This window comes from Burkholderia multivorans ATCC BAA-247 (assembly GCF_000959525.1).
Classification (GTDB): domain Bacteria; phylum Pseudomonadota; class Gammaproteobacteria; order Burkholderiales; family Burkholderiaceae; genus Burkholderia; species Burkholderia multivorans.
Genome location: NZ_CP009832.1, coordinates 2734227 through 2760029, shown reverse-complemented (window position 1 = coordinate 2760029; position 25803 = coordinate 2734227). Strand labels below are relative to the sequence as shown.

Annotated in this window: 16 protein-coding genes; 10 read left to right on the top strand and 6 right to left on the bottom strand. The window is 68.9% G+C overall.

Features of this window, described 5'->3' with window-relative positions; genetic code table 11:
- Positions 1–153: 153 nt before the first annotated feature.
- Both NP80_RS25260 and NP80_RS25255 read left to right on the top strand, forming a co-directional pair.
- Positions 154–1971, top strand: coding sequence for an autotransporter assembly complex protein TamA (locus NP80_RS25260; protein WP_006410544.1), 1818 nt, complete (start codon positions 154–156; stop codon positions 1969–1971).
- Positions 1972–1999: 28 nt separating this feature from the next.
- A complete protein-coding gene (locus NP80_RS25255; RefSeq protein WP_045594219.1) occupies positions 2000–6040 on the top strand; it encodes a translocation/assembly module TamB domain-containing protein in 4041 nt (1346 codons plus the stop codon).
- An 89-nt stretch (positions 6041–6129) separates the two neighbouring features.
- On the opposite strand, the gene metG is transcribed toward NP80_RS25255, so the two are convergent.
- Both metG and NP80_RS25245 read right to left on the bottom strand, forming a co-directional pair.
- Positions 6130–8298 carry a methionine--tRNA ligase gene (gene metG, locus NP80_RS25250; RefSeq protein WP_006410259.1) on the bottom strand — a complete coding sequence of 723 codons (2169 nt, stop codon included), beginning with the start codon at positions 8296–8298 and terminating at the stop codon, positions 6130–6132.
- A 366-nt stretch (positions 8299–8664) separates the two neighbouring features.
- On the bottom strand, positions 8665–9309 hold the full coding sequence (locus NP80_RS25245; protein ID WP_006398612.1) for a YiaD family glycine zipper/OmpA-like lipoprotein: 645 nt from the start codon (positions 9307–9309) through the stop codon (positions 8665–8667).
- Positions 9310–9654: 345 nt separating this feature from the next.
- Here NP80_RS25245 and apbC point away from each other — a divergent pair, with 345 nt between their 5' ends.
- The 5 genes from apbC to NP80_RS25220 all read left to right on the top strand — a co-directional run bounded on the left by apbC (position 9655) and on the right by NP80_RS25220 (position 15263).
- Positions 9655–10746: an iron-sulfur cluster carrier protein ApbC gene (gene apbC, locus NP80_RS25240; RefSeq protein WP_006410263.1), complete on the top strand. Its 1092-nt coding sequence runs from the start codon at positions 9655–9657 to the stop codon at positions 10744–10746.
- Between the two features lie 134 nt (positions 10747–10880).
- Positions 10881–11417 carry a superoxide dismutase family protein gene (locus NP80_RS25235; protein WP_006398614.1) on the top strand — a complete coding sequence of 179 codons (537 nt, stop codon included), beginning with the start codon at positions 10881–10883 and terminating at the stop codon, positions 11415–11417.
- A 118-nt stretch (positions 11418–11535) separates the two neighbouring features.
- Positions 11536–12105, top strand: a complete 570-nt coding sequence (gene dcd / locus NP80_RS25230; RefSeq protein ID WP_006398615.1) for a dCTP deaminase — start codon at positions 11536–11538, stop codon at positions 12103–12105.
- 81 nt (positions 12106–12186) lie between these two features.
- Complete coding sequence (locus tag NP80_RS25225; protein ID WP_006410262.1) at positions 12187–14466, top strand: arginine/lysine/ornithine decarboxylase; 2280 nt, start codon at positions 12187–12189, stop codon at positions 14464–14466.
- The gene (locus NP80_RS25220) at positions 14466–15263 is read left to right on the top strand and encodes a lysozyme inhibitor LprI family protein (RefSeq protein ID WP_035488648.1); all 798 of its coding nucleotides are present in this window, start codon (positions 14466–14468) and stop codon (positions 15261–15263) included. Before NP80_RS25225 ends, NP80_RS25220 begins: the two co-directional genes overlap by 1 nt.
- A 120-nt stretch (positions 15264–15383) precedes the next feature.
- On the opposite strand, the gene NP80_RS25215 is transcribed toward NP80_RS25220, so the two are convergent.
- From NP80_RS25215 to NP80_RS25205, 3 genes are all read right to left on the bottom strand, one after another.
- Positions 15384–16064, bottom strand: a complete 681-nt coding sequence (locus NP80_RS25215; RefSeq protein ID WP_006408794.1) for an HAD family hydrolase — start codon at positions 16062–16064, stop codon at positions 15384–15386.
- A gap of 87 nt (positions 16065–16151) precedes the next feature.
- Positions 16152–17561: an argininosuccinate lyase gene (gene argH, locus NP80_RS25210; RefSeq protein WP_006405819.1), complete on the bottom strand. Its 1410-nt coding sequence runs from the start codon at positions 17559–17561 to the stop codon at positions 16152–16154.
- Positions 17562–17687: 126 nt separating this feature from the next.
- Positions 17688–18497 carry a helix-turn-helix transcriptional regulator gene (locus NP80_RS25205; RefSeq protein ID WP_006408796.1) on the bottom strand — a complete coding sequence of 270 codons (810 nt, stop codon included), beginning with the start codon at positions 18495–18497 and terminating at the stop codon, positions 17688–17690.
- 228 nt (positions 18498–18725) lie between these two features.
- Between NP80_RS25205 and NP80_RS25200 the strand changes: the two genes are divergently transcribed.
- Complete coding sequence (locus NP80_RS25200; protein ID WP_006408803.1) at positions 18726–19478, top strand: class I SAM-dependent methyltransferase; 753 nt, start codon at positions 18726–18728, stop codon at positions 19476–19478.
- 128 nt (positions 19479–19606) lie between these two features.
- Here NP80_RS25200 and ppc read toward each other — a convergent pair whose 3' ends face one another.
- Complete coding sequence (gene ppc / locus NP80_RS25195; RefSeq protein ID WP_006408797.1) at positions 19607–22621, bottom strand: phosphoenolpyruvate carboxylase; 3015 nt, start codon at positions 22619–22621, stop codon at positions 19607–19609.
- A gap of 208 nt (positions 22622–22829) precedes the next feature.
- On the opposite strand from ppc, the gene hemC reads away from it, so the two are divergent.
- Positions 22830–23831: a hydroxymethylbilane synthase gene (gene hemC / locus NP80_RS25190; protein ID WP_006408798.1), complete on the top strand. Its 1002-nt coding sequence runs from the start codon at positions 22830–22832 to the stop codon at positions 23829–23831.
- The gene (gene hemDX / locus NP80_RS25185; protein ID WP_006408800.1) at positions 23831–25801 is read left to right on the top strand and encodes a fused uroporphyrinogen-III synthase HemD/membrane protein HemX; all 1971 of its coding nucleotides are present in this window, start codon (positions 23831–23833) and stop codon (positions 25799–25801) included. Before hemC ends, hemDX begins: the two co-directional genes overlap by 1 nt.
- The last annotated feature ends 2 nt before the right edge of the window (positions 25802–25803 follow it).

Genomic DNA, 25803 nt, shown 5'->3' with positions numbered 1-25803 from the left:
GGGCCGGCGCCCGGTGCGCGGCGTCCGGCGTCCGGCGGCGCACCGGGCGTTGCGCCCAAGCATCAAAGCGGCGTCCGCGCGGGCGCGGCCGCTACCCTGTGGTCAAATACAGGGTTTTCCATGAAATCGTGACAACCGAGGGCGAGGTCATATTTGGCGGGGCACGCGAACCAGCAACGACTTCCGGCGCATGACGCGGCCCGCCGCGCCTCGCGCGATCCGGCACCGCGCCGCGCCGGCGCAACCGCGCGCGCCGCGCTCGCAGGCTGTCTCGTCGCCTGTTTCGCGCTGCCGGCGCAGGCCAAGTACCAGGTCGACATCGACGCGCCGCGCGCGATCCGCAAGCTGCTGAGCGCGCATCTCGACATCGCGCGCTTCGCGAAGCGCGACGACATCACCGACGACCAGTTCGACTTCCTCGTCACCGCGACGCCGCAGCAGGTGCGCGACCTGACCGCGACGGCCGGCTATTTCTCGCCGGTCGTGCGCACCGACGTGCGCACGCGCGACGGCAAGCGCGACGTGCGCGTCGCCGTCGAACCGGGACCGCAGACGTTCGTGTCGTCGGTCGACCTGACGTTCAAGGGACCCGTCGACACCGAAGATCCGAAGCAGGAAGCCGCCACGCGTTTCGCGTTCTCGCTGAAGACGGGCGACCCGTTTACGCAGTCCGACTGGGACGGCGCCAAGAACGCGGCGCTGCGGCAGTTGCAGGCGCGTCGCTACCTCGGCGCGAAGATCGTGTCGTCCGAAGCGCGGATCGACCCGCGCACGCAGCGCGCGGCCCTCGCGGTCACGTTCGACAGCGGCCCGACGTTTACGATCGGCAAGGTCGACGTCGACGGCGTGCGCCGCTATCCGGAGCGGATCGTCACGAACGTGAATCCGCTGTCCGAAGGCGAGATCTACGACGTGCAGCGGATCAACGAACTGCAGCGGCAGCTGCAGAACACGCCGTACTACGCGAGCGTCGCGATCGACGTCGGCGACGACGTCAGCAAGCCCGAGCGCACGCCCGTACACGTGAAGGTCAGCGAGTTTCCGTACAACAGCATACGCGGCGGCGTCGGCTACGCGACCGATACGGGCCCGCACGTGCAGGGCTCGTACACATACCTCAACACGTTCGGCGCCGCGTGGCCGCTCACCGTATCGGGCCGGCTCGACCAGATCCAGCAGTACGGGCAGATCCAGCTGTCGATGCCGCCGGGCGAACGCGGCTGGACCAACAGCGTGCTCGCGTCGTACACGAACACCAACGTGTCGGACACGCGCATCTACAGTGCGCGCGTCGGTGCGCAGCGGACGCGCACCGGGCAGTTCATCGACTATGCGTACTCGCTGATGTTCTATCAGGACCGGCTCGACCAGAACAGCGCGGGCCCGACCACGAGCCGCGCGCTGGTGCCGCAGTGGGCGTGGACGCGCCGCAATGTCGACGATCCGCTGTTTCCGCGCTCGGGCAACCTGATCCATGCGGAGGCCGGCTTCGCGATCAAGGGCGTGCTGACCGACCAGACCTTCATTCGCGGCTATGCGCGCGGCCAGCAGTACGTGCCGATCGGCAAGCGCGACCTGTTCGTGTTCCGCGCCGAGCTCGGCGGCGTATTCACGAGCGGCAGCTCGTCCCAGGTGCCGGCGTCGCTGCTGTTCCGCGCGGGCGGCTCGAACTCGGTGCGCGGCTACGGCTACCAGAGCATCGGCAATAGCGTCGACGGCTCGGTGCTGCCGACCAAGTACCTGATGACGGGCACCGCCGAATACCAGCACTGGTTCAACCGCGACTGGGGCGCCGCGACGTTCTTCGACATCGGCACCGCGACCGATGCGTGGGGCGAGAAGGTGTTCTATCCGGGCGTCGGCATCGGCGCGCGCTGGCGCAGCCCGGTCGGCCCGATCAACGTCGACGTCGCGTACGGGCTGCGCAACCGCAGCGTGCGTCCGTACCTGACGCTCGGCATCGCATTCTGAACGAACCGCTACACCGACGACGATCCGCATGACGAAGGACCCGAACGACACGCCGCCGCCCCACGATCCGGATTCGCCCGACGGCGCGCCGGCCGAACCGCCGCGCCCGCGGCGGCGCGGCCGTGCGCTGCGGGTGGCCGGCTGGACGCTCGTGGCGCTCGTGCTGCTCGTCGTGCTCGCACTCGCGCTCGTGTTCGCCGCGGCGACGACCGAGCGCGGCACGCGGCTTGCGTGGCAGACGGCCGTGCGCGTGCTCGGCGGCCGGCTCGCCGGCACGCTGCAGGGCGGCGCGCTCGCGACCGGCGTGCGGCTGCGCGACGTCGCATGGACTAGCCCCGGCGGCGCGGGCACCGAAGTGCGCGTCGACCGCCTCGACGGCCGCTGGGCACTGACACGCGCGCCGCTGCGGCTGTCGATCGCGTACCTGCGCGCGGGGACGATCGACGTGCGGATCGCGCCGGGCCCGTCGACGCCGAGCGCGGCGCCGCAGGACCTGCGGCTGCCGCTGCAGCTGCGGATCGGCGATCTGCGGATCGATCATCTGGCGATCCACGAAGGCGCCTCGACGACGCAGCTCGATCGCATCGCGCTGAACGGCCGCAGCGACGGCCGCCATCACGAACTGGCGCTCGACAGCATCGATACGCCGTACGGCTCGCTGACCGCGCGTGCGAAGCTCGACGGCATGAAGCCGTTCGCGCTGACGGGCGACGCGACCTATGCGGGCAAGTTCGCCGACGAGCCGGTCGATGCGCGCGCGCGCGTGTCGGGCTCGCTCGAGGCGCTGGTCGCCGACGTCGACGCGAGCGGGATGAAGCTCAACGGACGCGCGCACGTCGAGGCCGCGCCGTTCGGCACGGTGCCGCTCACGCGCGCGTCGCTCGCGTTCGATCACGTGAACCCGAAGGCGATTTCGCCGAGCGCGCCAGCCGCCGATCTCGCGGTGCGCGCCGCACTCGAGCCGGTGACGGCGCCGGCCGGTGCCGCGCAGCCGCACGGCTTCGCCGTCACGGGGCCGGTGTCGATCGTGAACGCGAAGCCCGGCACGCTCGGCGATCATCTGCTGCCGATCGTCGACGCACACGCGACCGTGCATCTCGATGCGCACGCGCAGCGCATCGACGGACTCGCGCTGAAGCTGATCCGCGACGGGAGCGTGACGGGCGGCGGCACGCTGAGCGGCGGCAAGGGCCGGTTCGATCTGAAGGTCGCGAACCTCGATCTGAACGCGTTCGTCGCCGCGCTGCGGCCGATGCGGCTCGGCGGCCCGCTCGGCGTGACGCTTGCCGGCGACGCGACGACCGTCGATTTCGACCTGACCGATCCGAAGCTCGCGCTCGGCGCACGCGCGAAGGTCGCGCTGACCGCGCAGCAGACGGTGATCAGCGAGGCGCGCGTGACGGCCGGCAAAGGGCGGATCGACCTGACCGGCGCGTTCCGCCACGACGCGCATTCGAGCTACGACGCGAAGGCCACGCTGACCGCGTTCGATCCGCTGCTGCTCGCGGCCGCGAGCGCGCCGAAGGCGGGTGCCGGCAAGGCGCCCGCGAAGGGCAAGGGGCCGGCCGGCCGCGGCGACACGCGCGTGAACGGCACGCTGACCGCATCGGGCGCGTTTGCGCCGCAACTGTCGACGAAGGCGACGTTCAAGCTCGGCGACAGCGTCTACGACGGCGTGCCGCTGACCGGCGCGGGCGTCGTGCAGCTCGCGGGCGCGCGCATCCTGCCGAGCAATGCGAATCTGTCGATCGCCGGCAACCGCGTCGATTTGCACGGCAGCTTCGGCGCGCCGGGCGACCGGCTCAATTTCGTCGTCGATGCGCCGCAGCTCGACCGGCTCGGCTTCGGCGTGCAGGGGCTCGTGCAGGCGCAGGGCGATCTGACGGGCAGCTTCGCGCACCCGAACGTGACGGCCACGTACAAGGCCGAGCACGTGGTCGTCGGGTCGAACCGGATCGGCGCCGCGCAGGGCCGCGCGGACATCCGCGACGGCGCGCACGGCGCGCTCGTGTTCACCGCGGACGCGAGCGACATCGCACTCGGCTCGCTGCAGCTGAAGTCGCTGCGCGCGAACCTCGAGGGCACGCGCGCGAAGCATACGTTCGACGCATCGGCGCTCGGCGCCGCCGGCGGCCGCGTGATCGACATGACGCTCGCGGCGAACGGCGGCGTGACCGAGGGCCGCGACGGCATGCGCTGGGACGGCACGGTCACGCGTCTCGCGAACCGCGGCACGCCGGCCGTCGCGCTGCAGACGCCGCTGACCGTGTCGGCCGGCACGGGCCGCGTGACGCTCGGTGCGGCGCGCCTCACGCTCGAAGGTGCGGCGATCGACCTGAAGTCGTTCGTGTTCGACCACGGCCAGATTCGTTCGGCCGGTGCGGTGAGCGGCGCATCGGTCGCGCGTTTCCTCGAAGTGCGCCAGGAACTGACGGGCGAGCGTCCGCCGGTGCGGACCGACGTCGTACTCGATGCCGACTGGGACTTTTCGCTCGGCGCGACCGCGACCGGCTATCTGCAGATGAAGCGTCGCGGCGGCGACGTGACGATCGAGACCGGCCGCGGGATCGCATCGCTCGGGCTGACCGATCTGTCGGCGCGCGCCGCGTTCGGCCCCGGCAACCGCGTGAACGTGACCGCGGCCGCGAAGGCGAACCGGATCGGCACGCTCGATGCGAACGTCGCGGTGCCGCTCGCGCCGCGCGACGGCGTGCTCGCCGTCGCCGACGACGGGCCGCTGTCGGGCCGCATCGACGCCGACATTCCGTCGCTGAAGGCGACCGGCAACCTGTTCGGCCCGAGCTACCTGCTCGGCGGGCGCGCCGCGCTGAAGCTGACGGTCGCCGGCACGCCGGCGAAGCCGAACGTGTCCGGGATGCTGACCGGCGACGATCTCTCGGCGACGCTCGTCGATCAGGGCGTGCAGCTGAAGGACGGCGTCGTGCGCGTGCGGCTCGCGGAAAACCTCGTCGAATTCCAGCAGGTCGAGTTCCACGGCGGCGACGGCACGCTGCGCGCGCTCGGTCGCGTGCGTCTGGACGGCGAAGCGCCGGACCTGACCGCGAGCATCGTCGCGGACAAGCTCGAACTGTTCGCGGCGCCGGACCGCAAGCTGTCGCTGTCCGGCAAGGCGACGGTCGCCAACGACGGGCCGCGCGGCGCGCTGTCGATCGACGGCAAGTTCGTCGTCGATCGCGCGTTGTTCGATCTGCCGGAAGAATCGGCACCGCATCTGTCGGACGACGTCGTGATCGTGCGGCCGGACGGCACGGTGCGCGGCGAAACGCAGACCGGCACCGCGGCCGCGAAGCCGCAAAAGGCCGCGGACAAGCCTGCGCCGTCGCTCGCGCCGCGCGCGAACATCGACATCGGCCTCGGCGACAACTTCCGCTTCAAAGGGCACGGCGCCGATCTCGGCCTGCGCGGCACGATCACCGTGATGAGCGCGCCGGGCGTGCCGCTGCGCGCGATCGGCAACGTGCGCGTGACGGAAGGGTCGACCTACACGTCGTTCGGCCGCAAGCTCGCGATCGAGAACGGCTTCTTCACGTTCAACGGCCCGGTATCGAATCCGGGCGTCAACATTCTCGCGATGCGGCGCAATCAGGAAGTCGAAGCGGGCGTGCAGGTGACGGGCACGATCCAGTCGCCGACGGTCAAGCTCGTGTCGGAGCCGAACGTGACCGACAACGAAAAGCTGTCGTGGCTGCTGTTCGGCCACGGCACCGACCAGGGCAACAACATCGGCCAGCAGAACACGATGACGGCCGCGCTCGCGCTGCTCGGCAGCGCGACCGGCAAGCGCGTCGCGCAGACCTTCGGGCTCGACGAATTCTCGATCGGCCGCAGCGACGTCGGCTTGACCGACCCGCAGGTCGTGCAGATCTCGAAGGCGATCAACGAACGCTTCGTGCTCGGCTACGAGCAGGGGCTGCAGTCGGCGAGCAACGCGTTCAAGGCGACGATCAACCTGACGCGTTTCTGGTCGGTGTCCGCGTACGGCGGCACGTTCCAGGGCGTCGATCTCAACTACACGCGGCGCTTCGACCGCTGGTTCGGGCGGCGCTGAGAACACGCTCGCCGGCCCGCGCTGCTGACCGACGAAAAAAAGCCCCGCACGGGCGGTGCGGGGCGGTTCGGGCGGGCGAGGCGCGCTGCTTACTTCACGCGCATGCCGGGCTTCGCGCCGCTGTGCGGCTCGAGGATATAGAGCCCCGGTTCGGCCTTCTCGTCGGTCGCCGAGGCCGCGAGCACCATCCCTTCGGACAGCCCGAACTTCATCTTGCGCGGCGCGAGGTTCGCGACCATGACCGTCAGCTTGCCGACGAGCTGCTCGGGCTGATACGCGGACTTGATCCCGGAGAACACGTTGCGCGTCTTCTCCTCGCCGACGTCGAGCGTCAGCTGCAGCAGCTTGTCCGACCCTTCGACGGCCTGGCACGCGACGATCTTCGCGATGCGCAGATCGATCTTCGCGAAATCGTCGATCGAGATCGTTGCGTCGTCGGCGCCGTTCGCGGCGACCGGATTCCCGGCGACCGGTTTCGCATGGGCCTTCGCGGCTTTCGCACCTTTCGCGGCCGCGGCGCCCGCACCGCCGGCGGCCGTTGCGTCGGCCTGCAGCGAATCGCGGTTGGCGGCGAGCAGCGCTTCGATCTGCTTCGCGTCGACGCGCGTCATCAGGTGCTGGTAGGCCTTGATCGGCTGCGCGGACGACAGCGGCTTCGCGGCATCGGCCCACGCGAGCGGCGCGATGCCGAAGAACGCCTCGACCGCTTCCGCCACGCGCGGCAGCACGGGCTTGAGCGCGAGCGACAGCAGGCGGAACGCTTCGAGGCTCACGCTGCAGGTTTCGTGCAGCGCGACCGCGTTGGCCGGATCCTTCGCGAGCTCCCACGGCTTGGCGCCGTCGACGTAGGCGTTCACTTCGTCGGCGAGTTCCATTGTGTGGCGCAGCGCGCGGCCGTACTCGCGCGCCTCGTAGTGCGCGGCGATCTGCGGAATCGCTTCGCGCAGCTTCGCGACGAGCGGATGGTTCATTGCGCTGTCCTGCACGCGGCCGTCGAAGCGCTTGATCAGGAAGCCCGCCGCGCGGCTCGCGATGTTCACGTACTTGCCGACCAGGTCGCTGTTCACGCGCGCCTGGAAATCGTCGAGGTTCAGGTCGATGTCTTCCATCGTCGCGTTCAGCTTCGCGGCGAAGTAGTAGCGCAGCCATTCGGGGTTCAGGCCGGTGTCGATATAGCTCTGCGCGGTGATGAACGTGCCGCGCGACTTCGACATCTTCGCGCCGTCGACGGTCAGGAAGCCGTGCGCGAACACGTTGGTCGGCGTGCGGTGGCCCGAGAACTGCAGCATCGCCGGCCAGAACAGCGTGTGGAAATACAGGATGTCCTTGCCGATGAAGTGGTACTGCTCGGCGCTCGAACCGGCGCGGATCCACGCATCGAAGTCGATGCCGTTGCGATCGCACAGATTCTTGAAGCTCGCGTAGTAGCCGACCGGCGCATCGAGCCACACGTAGAAGTACTTGCCCGGCGCGCCGGGGATCTCGAAGCCGAAATACGGCGCGTCGCGCGAGATGTCCCAGTCGGCGAGCTTGGCTTCGCCGGCGTCGCCGAGCCATTCGCGCATCTTGTTGGTCGCTTCCGGCTGCGCGAGGCCGCTTACCCATTCGCGCAGGAACGTCTCGCAGCGCGGGTCGGACAGGCGGAAGAAGTAGTGCTTCGACGTCTTGCGCACGGGCGTCGCGCCCGACACGACCGAATACGGGTTCAGCAGCTCGGTCGGCAGGTAGGTCGAGCCGCACACTTCGCAGCTGTCGCCGTACTGGTCCTTCGCGTGGCACTTCGGGCACTCGCCCTTGATGAAGCGGTCCGGCAGGAACATTTCCTTGACCGGGTCGTACGCCTGCTCGATCTCGCGCTCGGCGATCAGCCCGTTGTCCTTCAGCGCGAGGTAGATCTTCTCGCTCAGCTGGCGATTTTCTTCGGAATCGGTCGAGTAGAAGTTGTCGAACGACACGCCGAAGCTGTCGAAGTCGCGCTTGTGCTCGGCCCACACGCGCTCGATCAGCTGCTTCGGGGTCAGGCCTTCCTTCTCGGCGCGCAGCATGACCGGCGTGCCGTGCGTGTCGTCGGCGCCGATGTAGTAGACCTCGTGCCCGTGCATTCGCAGCGTCCGCACCCAGATGTCGGTCTGGATGTACTCGACCAGGTGGCCGATATGGATCTGGCCGTTGGCATAGGGCAGGGCGGACGTAACGAGGATCTGGCGGCGGCCTTGCGGCGCCGCGGCCTGCACGGAAGTGAGGTCGGATGCGGACATAGGGTCTGTAGAGGAACAGCGGAAAACGACGGAAACTGCGATTCTAGCAGGGGCGCGGACCGGGCAGGCGCGGCGCCGGCGCGGGCGCGCGGCGGCTCGGCAGCCGGGCCGGCAGTGCGGCACGATGTTGCGTTGCAGCAGACGAGCGGCGGGCAAAAAAAACCGGGGCGAATTCGGCCCCGGAGCAACAACGACAAGAGGAGAATGGTGACGCGCCGGTAACACCAGCCGCGTACCGTAAAGAAAGACCACGGACCGCGACAGAAGTTCGAAATTTTTTTCGATTTGTTACCGGCCGCCTCCAATCCCTTGTCCGGCGGGGCTGCGCGCGCATCCTGCGGCGCAGCCCGGCGTGTCGTGCGCGATTTACTGGTGCTGCGGCGCGCGCAGGTAGATCTCGACGCGGCGGTTCTGTGCGCGGCCGGCTTCGGTCGAGTTGTCGGCCACCGGGTTCGACGGGCCCATGCCCTGTGCCGACAGGCGGTTGCCCGCGACGCCGCGCTGCACCAGCGCGTTGACGACGCTTTGCGCGCGGTTCTGCGACAGCGTCTGGTTCAGCTGCGCGGAGCCCGTGCTGTCGGTGTAGCCGATCACCGACGCCGTCACTTGCGGGTTCTGGTTCAGCGTCGTTGCCAGGTCGTTCAGCAGCGGCGTGAAGGCCGGCGTGATCGCGTACTGGTTCGTCGCGAACGTGACCGAGCTCGGCACGTTCAGCTTCAGCGAGCCGTCCGGCTGCTCGGTGACCTGCGTGCCCGTCTGCGCAGCCGACGGCGCGAGCTTGTTCTTGATCGCTTGCCAGTTGTAACCCGTCACGCCGCCGACCAGCGCACCGACGCCCGCGCCGATCGCCGCACCCTTGCCGCCCCCGGCAAGCGCCCCGATGCCCGCGCCCAGCGCTGCACCCGTGCCCGTGCCGACGGCCGTGTTGGTGCCTTGCTGCGATGCGCAGCCCGCCAGCAGGGCGCCGGCGAGTGCGAAGACGGACAGGCGAGTCGCGATTTTCATGTTCATCTTGGATTCCTCTCTTGGTTGAACGAGTCGACAACAACAACAGTTACGGCTCCCTGCACGGCCGCCCGAAAAAGGAGGGCAGGCCTGCGCCGGCGGCAGCCGCCGAGGCGGCCGCATGCCCTGTCCGCCAGCGTGGCTGTTCGGACAGCGCGACGCGTCAGCCTCTACAATATAGGCGGTTGGTGGCCGATTTGGCCCCATAGCGTGCCGCACGCGAAGAGTGCGCCGGCTCGCGCGTTCGCGCAATGGCATGCAACAGATTCTTTCACTTTTCTCGATATTCGCCGCGTTATTTGATATTTCTTGACGTTTGCGCGCGAAAAAAACGTTTTTGACGGAGTTTCGATGAGCATTGACCGGGCCCAAGTCGACGCCGCGCTGGCGGCTGTCGTCGACCCCAATACCGGCCGCCCGTACGCGGCGAACAAGGGCGTGCGCAACGTCGCGATCGACGGCGACGCCGTGACGGTCGACGTGGTGCTCGGCTACCCGGCGCGCAGCCAGTACGACGACGTGCGCGCGCGCATCGCGGCCGCGCTGACGGCCGTGCCGGGCGTACGCGACGCGCGCGTGGCGGTGTCGCAGGAGATCGTCGCGCACACGGTGCAGCGCGGCGTGAAGCTGCTGCCGAACGTGAAGAACATCGTCGCGGTCGCGTCGGGCAAGGGCGGCGTCGGCAAGAGCACGACGGCCGTGAATCTCGCGCTCGCGCTCGCGGCCGAAGGCGCGTCGGTCGGCATCCTCGATGCCGATATCTACGGCCCGTCGCTGCCGACGATGCTCGGCATCCACGGCCAGCGCCCCGAATCGCCGGACAACCAGTCGATGAACCCGCTCGTCGGCCACGGGCTGCAGGCGAACTCGATCGGCTTTCTGATCGAGGAAGACAACCCGATGGTGTGGCGCGGCCCGATGGCGACGTCCGCGCTCGAGCAGCTGCTGCGGCAGACGAACTGGCGCGAGCTCGACTACCTGATCGTCGACATGCCGCCCGGCACGGGCGACATCCAGCTCACGCTCGCGCAGCGCGTGCCGGTGACGGGCGCCGTGATCGTCACGACGCCGCAGGACATCGCGCTGCTCGACGCGAAGAAGGGGCTGAAGATGTTCGAGAAGGTGGGGATTCCGATCCTCGGGATCGTCGAGAACATGAGCATCCACATCTGCTCGAACTGCGGCCACGAGGAGCACATCTTCGGCGCCGGCGGCGCCGAGCGCATGGCGAAGGACTACGGCGTCACCGTGCTCGGCAGCCTGCCGCTCGACATCGCGATCCGCGAGCGCGCGGACAGCGGCACGCCGACCGTGGCGGCCGAGCCCGACGGCGCGCTCGCGCGGCGCTATCGCGACATCGCACGCGGCGTCGCGCTCGCGATTGCCGAGCGCGCGCGCGACATGACGTCGAAGTTCCCGTCGATCGTTGTTCAAAATACGTAAAACCCTTGCGGGGCGGGCCCTTCCGCTGTTTACGGCGCCGGAAGGCGCGGTATCATGGCGACTTTCCCCCGGGTCCCTTTACCCGCCCGGCACGGCTGCCGCATCGAACGGCCGCCGGCCGGCATGAGGATCGAATGAACGAACGACATCTCGGCGCGTACGCGGGCCGCGCGCGACGCGCGCTGCTGGCGGCCGCCGTGCTGGGCCTGCTGGCCGGCTGCACCTCCTTTTCCTCGTCGCACGAAAAACGCGCGGACGCGCAACTGCAGCCGACGGTCGGTTCGCAAACGCGCGGCACGGTGACGTTCGTCGAGCGCCCGGACGGCGTGCAGGTGACCTACAACCTCGTCGGCCTGCCGCCGAACAGCGATCATGCGCTGCAGGTGCACGAGCGCGGCGACTGCAATGCGGGCGACGGCTCGAGCGCGGGCCAGGTGTTCGCGCCCGCCGCCGATCGGCTGCGCGCGGGCGCGCGCGTCGCCGGCGATCTCGGCAACATCCACGCCGACGCGAACGGCGTCGCCGCCGGTTTCATCGTCGCGCCCGATCTGGCCCTCGACGGCGTGCGCTCGGCGCTGAACCGCTCGGCGCTGGTCCATCGCGACGCGAGCGACCCCGCGTTTCCGCAGCACGGCGCGGGGCCCGCGCTTGCCTGCGGCGTGATCCGATGACGGCCGCCGCGTGCGCGCGCCGATGATCGCGTAAAATGTGCGCCTTCTGCGGCCGCCGCGTCGAACCGGCGGCCTTCGTTTCCGTTTACCGTCACGCAGCGTTTCCTGGCGCCCCGATATGAGCATCAAGTCCGACAAATGGATTCGGCGCATGGCCGAAGAGCACAAGATGATCGAGCCGTTCGTGCCCGATCAGGTCCGCGCGTCCGAGGACGGTCGCCGGATCGTCAGCTACGGCACGTCGAGCTACGGCTACGACATCCGCTGCGCGGACGAATTCAAGATCTTCACGAACATCAACTCGACGATCGTCGATCCGAAGAACTTCGACGAGGGCTCGTTTGTCGATTTCAAGGGCGACGTGTGCATCATCCCGCCGAACTCGTTCGCGCTGGCCCGCACCGTCGAATATTTCCGCATCCCGCGCACCGTGCTGACGGTCTGCCTCGGCAAGTCCACGTACGCGCGCTGCGGGATCATCGTCAACGTGACGCCGTTCGAACCCGAATGGGAAGGCTACGTCACGCTGGAATTCTCGAATACCACGCCGTTGCCCGCGAAGATCTACGCGAACGAAGGCGTCGCGCAGGTGCTCTTCTTCGAGAGCGACGAGGTGTGCGACGTGTCGTATGCCGATCGCGGCGGCAAGTATCAGGGGCAGCGCGGTGTCACGCTGCCGAAAACCTGATCTGCTTGCATAACGTCTCACCAGTTTCCGGGTGACCGCTGCGCGTGACGCGCCGCGGTCGTTCTTTTTGGAGAATCGCCCATGAAGTTTCGTTTTCCCGTCGTGATCATCGACGAAGATTTCCGCTCCGAGAACATCTCGGGCTCCGGCATCCGGGCGCTGGCCGAAGCGATCGAGAAGGAGGGCGCGGAAGTCCTCGGCCTCACGAGCTACGGCGATCTGACGTCGTTCGCGCAGCAGTCGAGCCGCGCCTCGTGCTTCATCCTGTCGATCGACGACGACGAACTCATGCTCGGCGAAATCGGCCCGGACGGCGAACTGCCCGAGCTCGCGACCGCGATCATCGAGCTGCGCGCGTTCGTCACCGAAGTGCGCCGCCGCAATGCGGACATCCCGATCTTCCTGTACGGCGAGACGCGCACGTCGCGCCATCTGCCGAACGACATCCTGCGCGAGCTGCACGGCTTCATCCACATGTTCGAGGACACGCCGGAGTTCGTCGCGCGCCACATCATCCGCGAGGCGAAGGTCTATCTCGACTCGCTGGCGCCGCCGTTCTTCAAGGAGCTCGTCAAGTACGCGGACGAAGGCTCGTATTCGTGGCACTGCCCCGGCCATTCGGGCGGCGTCGCGTTCCTGAAGAACCCGCTCGGCCAGATGTTCCACCAGTTCTTCGGCGAGAACATGCTGCGCGCGGACGTCTGCAACGCGGTCGACGAACTCGGCCAGCTGCTCGACCATACGGGCCCCGTCGCGGCGTCGGAGCGCAACGCGGCGCGCATCTTCAGCGCCGATCATCTGTTCTTCGTGACCAACGGCACATCGACGTCGAACAAGATCGTCTGGCACGCGACCGTCGCGCCGGGCGACATCGTGCTCGTCGACCGCAACTGCCACAAGTCGATCCTGCACGCGATCACGATGACGGGCGCGATCCCCGTGTTCCTCACGCCGACGCGCAACCACTTCGGCATCATCGGCCCGATTCCGCGCGACGAGTTCAAGCCCGAGAACATCCGCAAGAAGATCGAGGCGAACCCGTTCGCGCGCGAAGCGCTGCGTCAGAACCCCGACCTGAAGCCGCGCATCCTGACGATCACGCAGAGCACCTACGACGGCGTCGTGTACAACGTCGAGATGATCAAGGACCTGCTCGGCGATCTGCTCGACACGCTGCACTTCGACGAAGCATGGCTGCCGCACGCGGCGTTCCATCCGTTCTATCGCGACATGCACGCGATCGGCGACGGCCGTCCGCGCACGGGCGCGCTCGTGTTCGCGACGCACTCGACGCACAAGCTGCTCGCCGGCATTTCGCAGGCATCGCAGATCGTCGTGCAGGATTCGGAGAACCGCACGTTCGACAAGCATCGCTTCAACGAGGCGTATCTGATGCATACGTCGACGAGCCCGCAGTACGCGATCATCGCGTCGTGCGACGTCGCGGCCGCGATGATGGAGCCGCCCGGCGGCACGGCGCTCGTCGAGGAATCGATCGCCGAGGCAATCGACTTCCGCCGCGCGATGCGCAAGGTCGACGCCGAATATGGCGACGACTGGTTCTTCAGCGTGTGGGGCCCGGAGGATCTGTCCGAAGAAGGGATCGGCTCGCGCGAAGCCTGGATGCTGAAGCCGAACGACCGCTGGCACGGCTTCGGCCCGCTCGCCGAAGGCTTCAACATGCTCGACCCGATCAAGGCGACGATCATCACGCCGGGGCTCGACGTCGACGGCGAGTTCGGCGAGACCGGCATTCCGGCCGCGATCGTCACCAAGTACCTGGCCGAGCACGGCATCATCGTCGAGAAGACGGGCCTGTACTCGTTCTTCATCATGTTCACGATCGGCATTACGAAGGGCCGCTGGAACTCGATGGTGACCGAGCTGCAGCAGTTCAAGGACGACTACGACAACAACCAGCCGCTCTGGCGCGTGCTGCCCGAATTCGTCGCGCAGCATCCGCGCTACGAGCGCGTCGGGCTGCGCGATCTCTGCACGCAGATCCACGACGTCTACCGCGCGAACGACATCGCGCGCCTGACGACCGAGATGTATCTGTCGGACATGGAGCCCGCGATGAAGCCGTCGGACGCGTTCGCGAAGCTCGCGCACCGCAAGATCGACCGCGTGCCGCTCGACGAGCTCGAAGGCCGCGTGACGAGCATCCTGCTGACGCCGTACCCGCCGGGCATTCCGCTGCTGATTCCGGGCGAGCGCTTCAACAAGACGATCGTGAACTACCTGCGGTTCGCGCGCGACTTCAACGAGCGCTTCCCGGGCTTCCATACCGACATCCACGGTCTCGTCGCGGAAGAGGTGAACGGCCGCGTCGAGTACTTCGTCGACTGCGTGCGCGACTGATGGCGGCGCAGGGACGAATCCGGGCGGTGCGCGCGGCGGCCGCCGCGCTCGCCGTCTGGGCGGTCTGCTCGGCGGCGCCTGGCCTCGCGCATGCCGAAGTCGCGGCGGCCGATCCGATCGACGTCGCGATGCGGCAGTGCCTCGCGCGGCGCGACCGGTCGTCGACGGCCGGCCAGATCCAGTGCATGAACGAAGCGCAGCAGCAGTGGCAGGCCGCGATGGACGACGCCTACGCGCGCCTGCTGAAGAATGCACCGGCCGACGCGAAGCGCGGCTGGCAGGAGAGCCAGCGGCGTTGGCTCACGTGGCGCAAGGACGAAGCGCATCTGCTGAAGGCCGTCTACGACACGACGAGCGGCACGATGTACACGATGGCGAGCGCCGACATGCAGCTGCAGCCCGTGCGCAGCCGCGCGCTCGCGCTGCGTGCCGCGGCCGAACGCTACGCGCCGCCTGCCGCGATACCGGCGGCGGTCGGAAGCGGCGCGCAGGCCGCTGCGGCACCGGCGAACGGCAAGCCGGCGAACGTCACGCGCGATGCGCCGGTCGGCCGCGTGCGGCCGTGCGACCAGGACGCCGCATGCGAGCACGCGGTGTTCGATCTGAACCGCTATTACCAGAAGCTGCGCCGCAAGATGCCCGCGCATTCGGCCGCGACGCTCGTGCGCGCGCAGCGCGCGTGGTTCGCGTTTCGCGATGCGACCGCGCCGCTCGTCGGCGAGGACGGACGCGTCGATCTGATCGGCGCACGCATCGCGACGATGAAGCGGCTGTCCGAGACGGCCGGCAACCGCTGACCGCCGCGGCTTTTTCCGGCGCGACGCGAAGCGGAACGCAAACGAAACGCAAAACGAAACGGGCACCCTGCGGTGCCCGTTTTGCATGGCGCTCTCGCGTGCCGCGCGGCGAACCGGTGCCTAGGCGAGCTGCGTATCGTGCCGGCCGAACCACGCCGGCACCAGCGCGATCGCATCGTCGAGCGACGCGAGCACGTGCAGGCTCAGCGCGACGACCTCGGGCGTCGGCGCCTTCAGATCGGGGACGGTGACGACCGACGCGCCCGCACCGGCCGCCGACTGCACGCCGAAGTCGCTGTCCTCGAACGCGACGCACGCGTGAGCGGGCACGCCGAGGCGCTCGGCCGCGAGCCGGTACACGGCCGGGTCCGGCTTGCCGCGCGCGACCTCGGTGCCGCTCGCGATCGCCTGGAAGTACGGCAGCACGCCGACCGCGTCGAGCCGCGCGCGTATCACCTCCTGCGCGGACGACGACGCGACCGCGCAGGGAATGCCGGCCTGTGCGAGCGTGTCGAGCAGTGCGAGCGCGCCGGGTTTCAGCGGGAACTTCGGATGCGGTTCGGGCGCGGCCAGCTGTTCGCGTACGCGCATGCGCACGGCGTCGAACGTGTCCACGTCGCCGATCAGCCGCGCGAGGATCGTCTGCCCCTCGGCGAACGAGCGCCCGACGATCTGCAGGTAGTCGGCCACGGTCAGCGCGACGCCGTGCGCGTTCGACACGTCGATCCACGCGTTCATGATGGTCCGCTCCGAATCGACGAGCAGGCCGTCCATGTCGAAGAGCGCGGCGGAGAAGGTCATCGGGGTCATCCGGAAAAGGGCGGTGCGTGGCGGCGCATGCGAAAAAAAACGGACGCCGTGCAGGCGTCCGCGGTGAGGGTGCTGCGCTTACTTGCCGAGCGCGGCGCGCGCGGCCCGCGCGGCCGCACGCACCTGGTCGGGCGCGGTGCCGCCCGGGTGGTTGCGGCTCGCGACCGAGCCTTCGAGCGTCAGATAGTCGAACACGTCGTCGCCGATCAGGTGCGCGACGTTCGGCAGCTCGCGCTTCATCTCGTCGAGCGAGAGATCCGCGAGGTCAATGCCGCGGTCGTCGCAGATCTTCACGGCATGCGCGACCGCTTCGTGCGCGTCGCGGAACGGCAGCCCGCGCTTGACCAGATAGTCGGCGAGGTCGGTTGCGGTCGAGAAGCCCTGCAGCGCGGCCGCACGCATCGCGGCCGGCTTTACCGTGATGCCGGCGACCATCTCCGCGAAGATGCGCAGCGTGTCGGCGACGGTGTCGACCGTGTCGAACAGCGGCTCCTTGTCTTCCTGGTTGTCCTTGTTGTACGCGAGCGGCTGGCCCTTCATCAGCGTGAGCAGCGCCATCAGATGGCCGTTCACGCGGCCCGTCTTGCCGCGCGCGAGTTCGGGCACGTCCGGGTTCTTCTTCTGCGGCATGATCGAGCTGCCCGTGCAGAAGCGGTCGGCGATGTCGATGAAGCCGACGCGCGGGCTCATCCACAGCACGAGCTCTTCGGAGAAGCGCGACACGTGCGTCATCACGAGTGCGGCCGCGGCCGTGAATTCGATCGCGAAATCGCGGTCGGACACCGCGTCGAGCGAGTTCGCGCAGATGCCGTCGAAGCCGAGCGACTTCGCGACCGCATGACGGTCGATCGGATAGCTGGTGCCCGCGAGCGCGGCCGCGCCGAGCGGCAGACGGTTCACGCGCGTGCGGCAGTCGCGCATGCGCTCGGCGTCGCGCGAGAACATCTCGACGTACGCGAGCAGATGATGGCCGAACGTGACGGGCTGTGCGACCTGCAGGTGCGTGAAGCCCGGCATGATCGTGTCCGCGTTTTGCTCGGCGAGGTCGATCAGCGCGCCGCGCAGATCGTTCAGCAGCCCGCCGATGCGGTCGATTTCGCCGCGCAGCCACAGACGGATGTCGGTCGCGACCTGGTCGTTACGCGAGCGGCCCGTATGCAGGCGCTTGCCTGCGTCGCCGATCAGCGCGGTCAGGCGCGCCTCGATGTTCAGGTGGACGTCCTCGAGATCGAGCTGCCATTCGAATTCGCCACGCTCGATTTCGCCCTTGATCTGCGCCATCCCGCGCTCGATCGCGGCCAGATCGTCGGCGCTGATGATCTTCTGCGCCGCGAGCATGTTCGCGTGCGCGAGCGAGCCGGCGATGTCGACGAGCGCCAGGCGCTTGTCGAAAAACACCGACGACGTGTAGCGCTTGACCAGCTCCGACATCGGTTCCGAGAAGCGGGCCGACCAGGCCTCGCCCTTTTTGTGCAGTTGGGACGTCATGGCGATTCTTCGAGGGAGTTGGGCGGCGTGCGCCGCCGAGGAATCCCGCGATTCTAACATTCGCGCGCAGGGCCGCCGCCGCTGTCGCGGCTGCTGTCCGCCGCAGGCGCGCGTCGGTCGGTCGCGTCAGTCGCGCACCAGCACGACGAGTTTCAGATCCTCGCGATGCGCGGGCTTCAGCGTGATCTGCTGATAGACGAGCCGGCCGTCGGCCGGATGGTCGAATTCGCGCCGCCCGCCTTCGCGCTCGAATACGTCCTGCGACGCCCAGTACTGCGCGAACGCATCGCTGCCGGCCGTCAGCGCATCGATCAGCGCGCGCGTCGGCGCGTCGGTCAGATGACGGATCGAATCGGCGCGGAATTCGGCCGCGAGCCGCCGCGCGCGGGTTTCCCAATCGACGATCAGCGTGCGTGCGGCCGGCGACATGAACGTGAAGCGCAGCAGGTTGCGGTCGTGCTCGCCGTCGAGCCAGCCCGTAAACAGCGCGGCGGCCGGCGCGTTCCACGCGAGCGCGTTCCATTGGCGATCGAGCACGTACGCGGGCGTCGCGATCGCCGCGACGGTGGCGGCGAGCGTCGGCGGCAGGTCGCCGGCCGCGACGTCGGGCTCGGCCGGATCGCGCTGCGCGGCGAGCTCGAACAGATACGCGCGCTCGGCCTTCGACAGCTGCAGCGCGACCGCGATTCGTGCGAGCGCGTCGGCCGACGCCGACACCGGGCGCCCCTGCTCGATCCACGTGTACCAGGTCGGGCTGACGCCGCACAGCTGCGCGACTTCCTCGCGGCGCAGCCCCGGCGTGCGACGGCGCGGGCCGGGCGGCAGGCCGACTGCCTGCGGCGACAGGCGTTCGCGGTGCGCGCGAATGAATTCGCCCAGCGCGCGGGCGGGCGTCGCATCGAGCGGCGGGGTGGGAGCGGAGGACGGACGGTTCATGCGGGAAATGAGAAAAGGGGCGGCGTGCAACGTGCAATGTGCCGCGGGCCACGTGCGACGTACAACGGGCGCCGCACGACACGCACCGGACCGCAGCGTCACGACGATCAGACGGGTGTAACGAATACCAGAATAACTGCTTGACTTGTACTGGTACAAACGCCGCCCTATTGTAGCGATTCGCGCGCTGCGAGTCAGCGCCCGTCCCGCCCACGACAGGAGTGCACGATGAAACACCACGATCAGGTCGCCGACGCATTCGGCTCGACGGCCGCCGCCTATCTGACGAGCACCGTTCACGCGACGGGCGCCGATCTGCAGACGCTCGCCGATACCGTGCGCGCGACACCCGAGGCGGCCGTGCTCGATCTCGGCTGCGGCGCGGGCCACGCGAGCTTCGCGGTCGCGCCGCACGTGCGCGAGGTCGTCGCCTACGATCTCGCCGAGCCGATGCTCGCGACCGTCGATGCGGCCGCACGCGAGCGCGGGCTCGCGAACGTTCGCACGCGGCAGGGGCCGGCCGAGCGTCTGCCGTTCGACGCGGCGACCTTCGACTGGGTCGTCAGCCGGATGAGCGCGCACCACTGGCACGACGTGCGCGCGGCGCTCGCCGAAGTGCGCCGCGTGCTGAAGCCGGGCGGACGCGTGCTGATGATCGACATCGCCGGCAACGACCACCCGTTGCTCGACACGTATCTGCAGGCGGCCGAAGTGCTGCGCGACGCGTCGCACGTGCGCGACTATCGCGCCGACGAGTGGCTCGCGATGTTCCGCGACGCGGGCTTCGATGCGCAGGTGAAGAGCCGCTGGCGGCTGCCGATCGATTTCGATACGTGGGTCGCGCGGATCCGCACGCCGGCCGACAGCGTGACCGGCATTCGCGCGCTCTGGGCCCACGCGCCGGACGAAGTGCGCGCGTACTACGCGGTGCAGGGCGACGGATCGTTCGAACATGACGCGCTGCTGATCGACGCGCATTGAACGCGCGCGACGCATCGACGCCCGGCGCATCGACGCGCCGCGCATGAAAAAAGCCGCGACACGCGCATTCGCGTGTCGCGGCTTCGGCAGCGCAGCGCCCGCCATGCGGCGCGCGCGGCACGCGTGGGTCAGCCCGTATTGCGCAGCCCGGCCGCGATCCCGTTGATCGTCAGATGAATCCCGCGGCGCAGCCGCGCGTTCGTGTCGCCGGCGCGGTGGCGCTTGATCAGTTCGACCTGCAGGTGATTCAGCGGATCGAGATACGGGAAGCGGTTCTTGATCGAGCGCGCGAGCAGCGGATTCGTCGCGAGCCGTTCCTCGTGTCCGGTGATCTCCGCGAGCGCGTGCGACGTGCGCTCCCACTCGGCGACGATGCGTCCGAACACCGCGTTGCGCAGCTTGCGGTCCGGCACAAGTTCCGCGTAGCGCGACGCGACGGCGAGATCGGTCTTCGCGAGCACCATGTCCATGTTCGACAGCAGGTTCGCGAAGAACGGCCAGGTCTTGTTCATCTTCTTCAGCAACGCAAGCCGCTTGCTGCGTTCCGCTTCGTCGGCCGCGCCGTCCAGATACGTGGCGACCGCGCTGCCGAAGCCGTACCAGCCGGTCAGCAGCAGCCGGCACTGGCCCCACGAGAAGCCCCACGGAATCGCGCGCAGATCCTCGATCCTGCGGTTCTTCGGATCCTGCAGCTTGCGCGACGCCGGGCGGCTGCCGATGTTGAGCTCGGCGATTTCGGTGATCGGCGTCGACGCGAAGAAGTAGTCGGTGAAGCCCGGCGTTTCGTAGACGAGCGCGCGGTACGCGGCCATCGCGGTGTCGGACAGCGTCTGCATCGCGCCCTCGAACGCCGGCAGCTGCGCAGGCGCGTTCGACTGCGGCAGCAGCGACGCCTCGAGCGTCGCTGCGACGACCGTCTCGAGGTTGCGCCGGCCGATCTCGGGGTTCGCGAACTTGCTCGCAATCACTTCGCCCTGTTCGGTCAGGCGGATCTGGCCGTTTACGGTGCCCGGCGGCTGCGAGAGGATCGCCTGATAGGTCGGGCCGCCGCCGCGGCCGACCGTGCCGCCGCGGCCGTGGAACAGCCGCAGCGTGATCTTGCGCTCGCGGAACAGTTCGACGAGCGCGAGCTCGGCGCGATACAGCTCCCAGTTCGACGTCAGGAAGCCGCCGTCCTTGTTGCTGTCCGAGTAGCCGAGCATGACTTCCTGCTCGTCGCCCTGATGGTGGATCAACGCATCGACGCCCGGCAGCGCGAAATACTCGCGCATGATCCGCGACGCGTCGCGCAGGTCGGGAATCGTCTCGAACAGCGGGATCACCATCAGCGCATTCTTCGCATGGCCGTCCGGCGCGCCGAGTGCGCCTTCGAGCAGGCCGGTCTCCTTCTGCAGCAGCAGCACCTCGACGAGATCGCTGACCGTTTCCGTGTGCGAAATGATGTAGTTGCGCACCGCGCGCGCGCCGAACTGCGCACGCACTTCGCGGGCCTTTTCGAACACGCCGAGCTCGCTTTGCGCGAGCGCCGAGTATTCGATGTACGGCGAGCGCAGCGGACGCGGATCGGCCAGCGCGGCGAGCAGCACGCGCAGCTTGTCCGCCTCTTCGAGCGACGCGTAGTCGGCCACGACACCCGCGCGCGCGAACAGCTCCGCGACCACCGCTTCGTGAATGTCGGAGCTCTGGCGCAGGTCGATGCTCGCGAGGTGGAAGCCGAACACTTCGGCCGCGCGCATGAGCGGCGTGAGGCGCGGCGCGGCGAGCGACGCGCCGTGATGTTCGGCGAGCGATGCGGTCAGTACCTTCAGGTCCGCGACGAATTCGTCGGAATCCGCATACGGCGTTGCGCGCACGGGCGGGGCGCCGCGCCCTGCGCTGCGCACGGGCACCGTGCCTTCGCCGAGCCGCACGCGCGCACTTGCGGCAAGGCGCGTGTAGATGCCGATCAGCGCGCGCCGGTACGGCTCGTCGACGCGGTGCGGCGACTGGTCGGGCGACGCGGCCGCGAGCGCTTTCACCGCGTCGTTCGCGCCGACCAGCAGGTTCGACACCGACAACTCGGCGCCGAGCTTGTGCACCTGCTCGAGATAGTGCTCGAGGATCACCGCCGCCTGGCGATTGATCGCTTCGTCGAGCGTTGCGGCCGTCACGTTCGGATTGCCGTCGCGATCTCCGCCGATCCAGCTGCCCATCTGAAAGAACGCCGGCACGCGCGCCGCCAGCCCGTGCTCCGCGAGCGCGGCCTCGATGTCGCCGTACAGCGCGGGCAATTCCTCGAGGAACGTCGCGCGGTAGTAGGACAGCGCGTTCTCGATTTCGTCGCCGACCGTCAGGCGCGCGTCGCGCAGCATCCGCGTCTGCCACAGCGCGGTCACGCGCGCGCGCAGCATCGCTTCGTTGTGCTGGCGCTCGCGCGCGGTCAGTTCCTGATCGCGTTCGGCGAGCAGCCGGGCGATGTCGTGCTGCGCGTCGAGAATGCTCTTGCGCTGCACCTCGGTCGGGTGCGCGGTCAGTACCGGCACGATCAGCGCGTCGTCGAAGAAGCGCTGCAGCACGCGCTTCGATGCATTGCCGGTCGTCTTCAGCTTGTCGAGCGCGTGCGCGACCGTGCCCGGCTGCGGCGCCGAGCCCGCGAGCGCGTGGATGCGGCGGCGGCGGTTGTGGTGGCGATCCTCGGCGATGTTCGCGAGGTGCGAGAAATAGCTGAACGCGCGCACGACGCTGACCGTCTGCTCGGGCGTCAGCTTGCGCAGCTTCTTCTCGAGCGTCTGCGCGGCTTCGCGGTCGTCCTCGCGGCGGAACTTGACCGCGGTCTGACGAATCGTCTCGACGACGTCGAACACCGTGTCGCCTTCCTGCTCGCGCACGACGTCGCCGAGCAGGCGGCCGAGGAAACGGATGTCTTCGAACAGCGGACGATCCTTGTCTTCGCGCGTGCGCCCGCCCGACTTCGGCGTTGCTGCCGTGCGCGCGCTCGCCGTGCGCGTCGTGGCCGCACGTTTTGTCCGACGTATCGGGTCTTTCGGTTTCGTTGCCGGTTTCGCACGGCCGTTCGCGGCGGTGGCGACGGCGCTCGTCGGGGCGTCGGAGGAGGGCAGGGCAGCATTGCGGCGCGTCGCGCGCACCGATCCGGAAGACTTCACGATGGGTTTCCTTGGGAAAGCTCGAGTCAAAAGGAACTGCGGAAACTGCGGGAACTGCGGTCAAGCAACCAGCTACGTACGGCGCATCCGCGCATCCGCGCCGCAGGCCGCGCGAGGGCGCGGCGGCCGCGGGCGCCCGGCCCGGGCGGGCCGAAGCGTGCGTGCTACCATTGTTCGATCTTCAATCCCGTCCTTCGATGTTCCTGCAATGAATTCCGAGATTCTCGCGGCCGGGCCGCGACCGGCACAGCCCCCGGCGACGCTGACGATCGCTTCGCGCGAAAGCCGCCTGGCGATGTGGCAAGCCGAACATGTGCGTGATGCGCTGCGCAAATTATATCCAGCTTGTGACGTGAAAATCCTCGGGATGACGACGCGCGGCGATCAGATTCTCGATCGCACGCTGTCGAAGGTCGGCGGCAAGGGACTGTTCGTCAAGGAACTCGAGAGCGCGCTCGCCGACGGCCGCGCGGATCTCGCCGTGCACTCGCTGAAGGACGTGCCGATGATGCTGCCGGACGGCTTCGCGCTCGCCGCGATCATGCAGCGCGAGGATCCGCGCGACGCGTTCGTGTCGAACGACTACGCGTCGCTCGACGCGCTGCCGGCCGGCGCGGTCGTCGGCACGTCGAGCCTGCGCCGCGAAGCGATGCTGCGCGCGCGTTATCCGCACCTGCAGGTGCTGCCGCTGCGCGGCAATCTCGATACGCGGCTGTCGAAGCTCGATCGCGGCGATTACGCCGCGATCATTCTCGCCGCCGCGGGCCTGAAGCGGCTCGGTCTGGAGGCGCGGATTCGCGCGCTGCTCGACGTCGAGGACAGCCCGCCCGCAGCCGGTCAGGGCGCGCTCGGCATCGAGATCGCCGCACACCGCGCGGACGTCGCCGCGTGGCTCGAACCGCTGCACGACGCGCAGACGGCGCTCGCCGTCGAGGCCGAGCGGATGGTGTCGCGCGCGCTCGGCGGCAGCTGCGAGGTGCCGCTCGCCGCGCATGCCGTGTGGCGGGCCGGGGAGCTCTATCTGACGGGCCGCGTGTCGACGATCGACGGCTCACGCGTGCTGACGGCCGAGGAGTGCGCGTCCGTCGTGACGGTCGCCGATGCGCTCGCGCTCGGCCGCGCGGTTTCCGACGAACTCGAGGCGCAGGGCGCGCTCGAGATCGTCCGCGCACTGCTCGCCGGCTCGCAGGCCGGCAAGGGCGAGGCCTGATGGCGGGCGGCGCGCGCGCATTCACCGCCGTTCTCACGCGCCCCGACGGCCAGTCGGCCGGGCTCGCCGCGCAACTGGCCGACGCCGGTTGCGACGTGCTCGAATTTCCGCTGATCGACATCGCGCCGGTCGACGATCCGGCGCCGCTCGCGGCCGCGTTCGCCGCGCTGGCCGACTATGCGCTCGTGATCTTCGTGTCGCCGAACGCGATCGATCGTGCACTCGCGCAGTACGGCGCGATCTGGCCGAACGCTCTGCCGGTCGGCGTGGTCGGCCCCGGCAGCGTCGCCGCGCTCGAGCGTCACGGCATCGCGCCGCCCGCGTATCGCGTGATCGCGCCGCAGCCGGGCAGCGACGGCAGCGCACCGCACTACGATTCCGAAGGATTGTTCGCGAGCATCGAGGCCGCGTTCGGCGGCGCCTCGGCGCTCGCCGGCAAGGGCGTGCTGATCGTGCGCGGCGACGGCGGCCGCGAATGGCTCGCCGATCGACTGCGGGAAGCGGGCGCCGACGTGACGCTGGTCGCCGCCTACCGGCGCGTCGTGCCCGAGCCGCGCATCGGCACGTGGGAGCGCGTGCATGCGCTGCTCGGCGGCGAGCCGCACGCGTGGCTCGTCACGAGTTCGGAGGGCGTGCGCAACCTGCACGAACTCGCGCGCGCGCATCTGAACGACACCGAGATCGAAGCGCTGAAGCACGCGCCGCTCGTGACGCCGCATCCGCGGATCGAGCAGACCGCGCGCGCATTGGGTTTTGATAGGATTACGCTGACCGGCGCGGGCGATGAGCGCATCGTCCGCGCGTTTCGAACGATGGCCGACGAGGCCGTCCAACCGGCGACAGCCGCACCGGTGACTAAACGCATGACAGATACCAACGATTCCAAAAGCGTCGCTTCCCAGCCGGCCGCCGCTTCCGCGCCGCCGTCGCAACCTTCGTATACCGCGTCCGAACCGCCCGCGCGCCGCGGCGGCAGTGCGGTGCTGTGGTTCGTCGTCGTCGTGCTCGGCTGCGCGGCGGGTGTCGGCGGCTACGCGCTGAACCGCAAGATCGACCGGCTCGACGATGCGCTCGTCGCACGCCAGAAGACGCTCGACGCGCAGGTCGCCGAGACGCGCACGAAGACCGAGCAGGCGCTCGCGAGCACGCATCAGGTCGACACGCAGCTCGCGCAGCTCGACGGCAAGCTCGCCGATGCGCAAAGCGCGCAGCAGGCGCTGCAGCAGCAGTACCAGGATCTGTCGCGCAACCGCGATGCGTGGATGCTCGAGGAAGTCGATCAGATGCTGTCGAGCGCGAGCCAGCAGCTGCAGCTGACCGGCAATACGCAGCTCGCGCTGATTGCGCTGCAGAATGCCGATGCGCGGCTCGCGACGTCGCAGAGCGCGCAGGCCGTGACGGTGCGCAAGGCGCTCGCGCAGGACATCGAGAAGCTGAAGGCCGCACCGTCGGCCGATCTGACCGGGCTCGCGATCAAGCTCGACGACGCGATCGCGCGGATCGACGCGCTGCCGCTGTCCGGCGAGGCGATCGTGCCGCACGCGGCGCCGAAGGCCGCGCCTGCCGACACGGCATCAGCCGCCGCCGCAGGCGAACCGCGCTGGAAGACGTGGTGGCACGACTTCTCGTCGGGTCTGACGCAGCAGCTGAAGGGCCTCGTGCAGGTGCGCCGGATCGACAACGCGGACGCGATGCTCGCGTCGCCCGACCAGGGCTACTTCGTGCGCGAGAACGTGAAGCTGCGGCTGCTCGCCGCGCGGCTGTCGCTGCTCGCGCGCAACGAGAGCGCGATGAAGGCCGACCTGCACGCCGCGCAGGCGTCGGTCGGCAAGTATTTCGATCAGGCGTCGAAGGACACGCAGACGGTCGAGGATCTGCTCAAGCAGGTCGACGGCGCGTCGCTGACGGTCGCGGTGCCGAACCTGAACACGAGCCTGAACGCCGTTCAGCAGTTCAAGAGCCGGGGGTAACG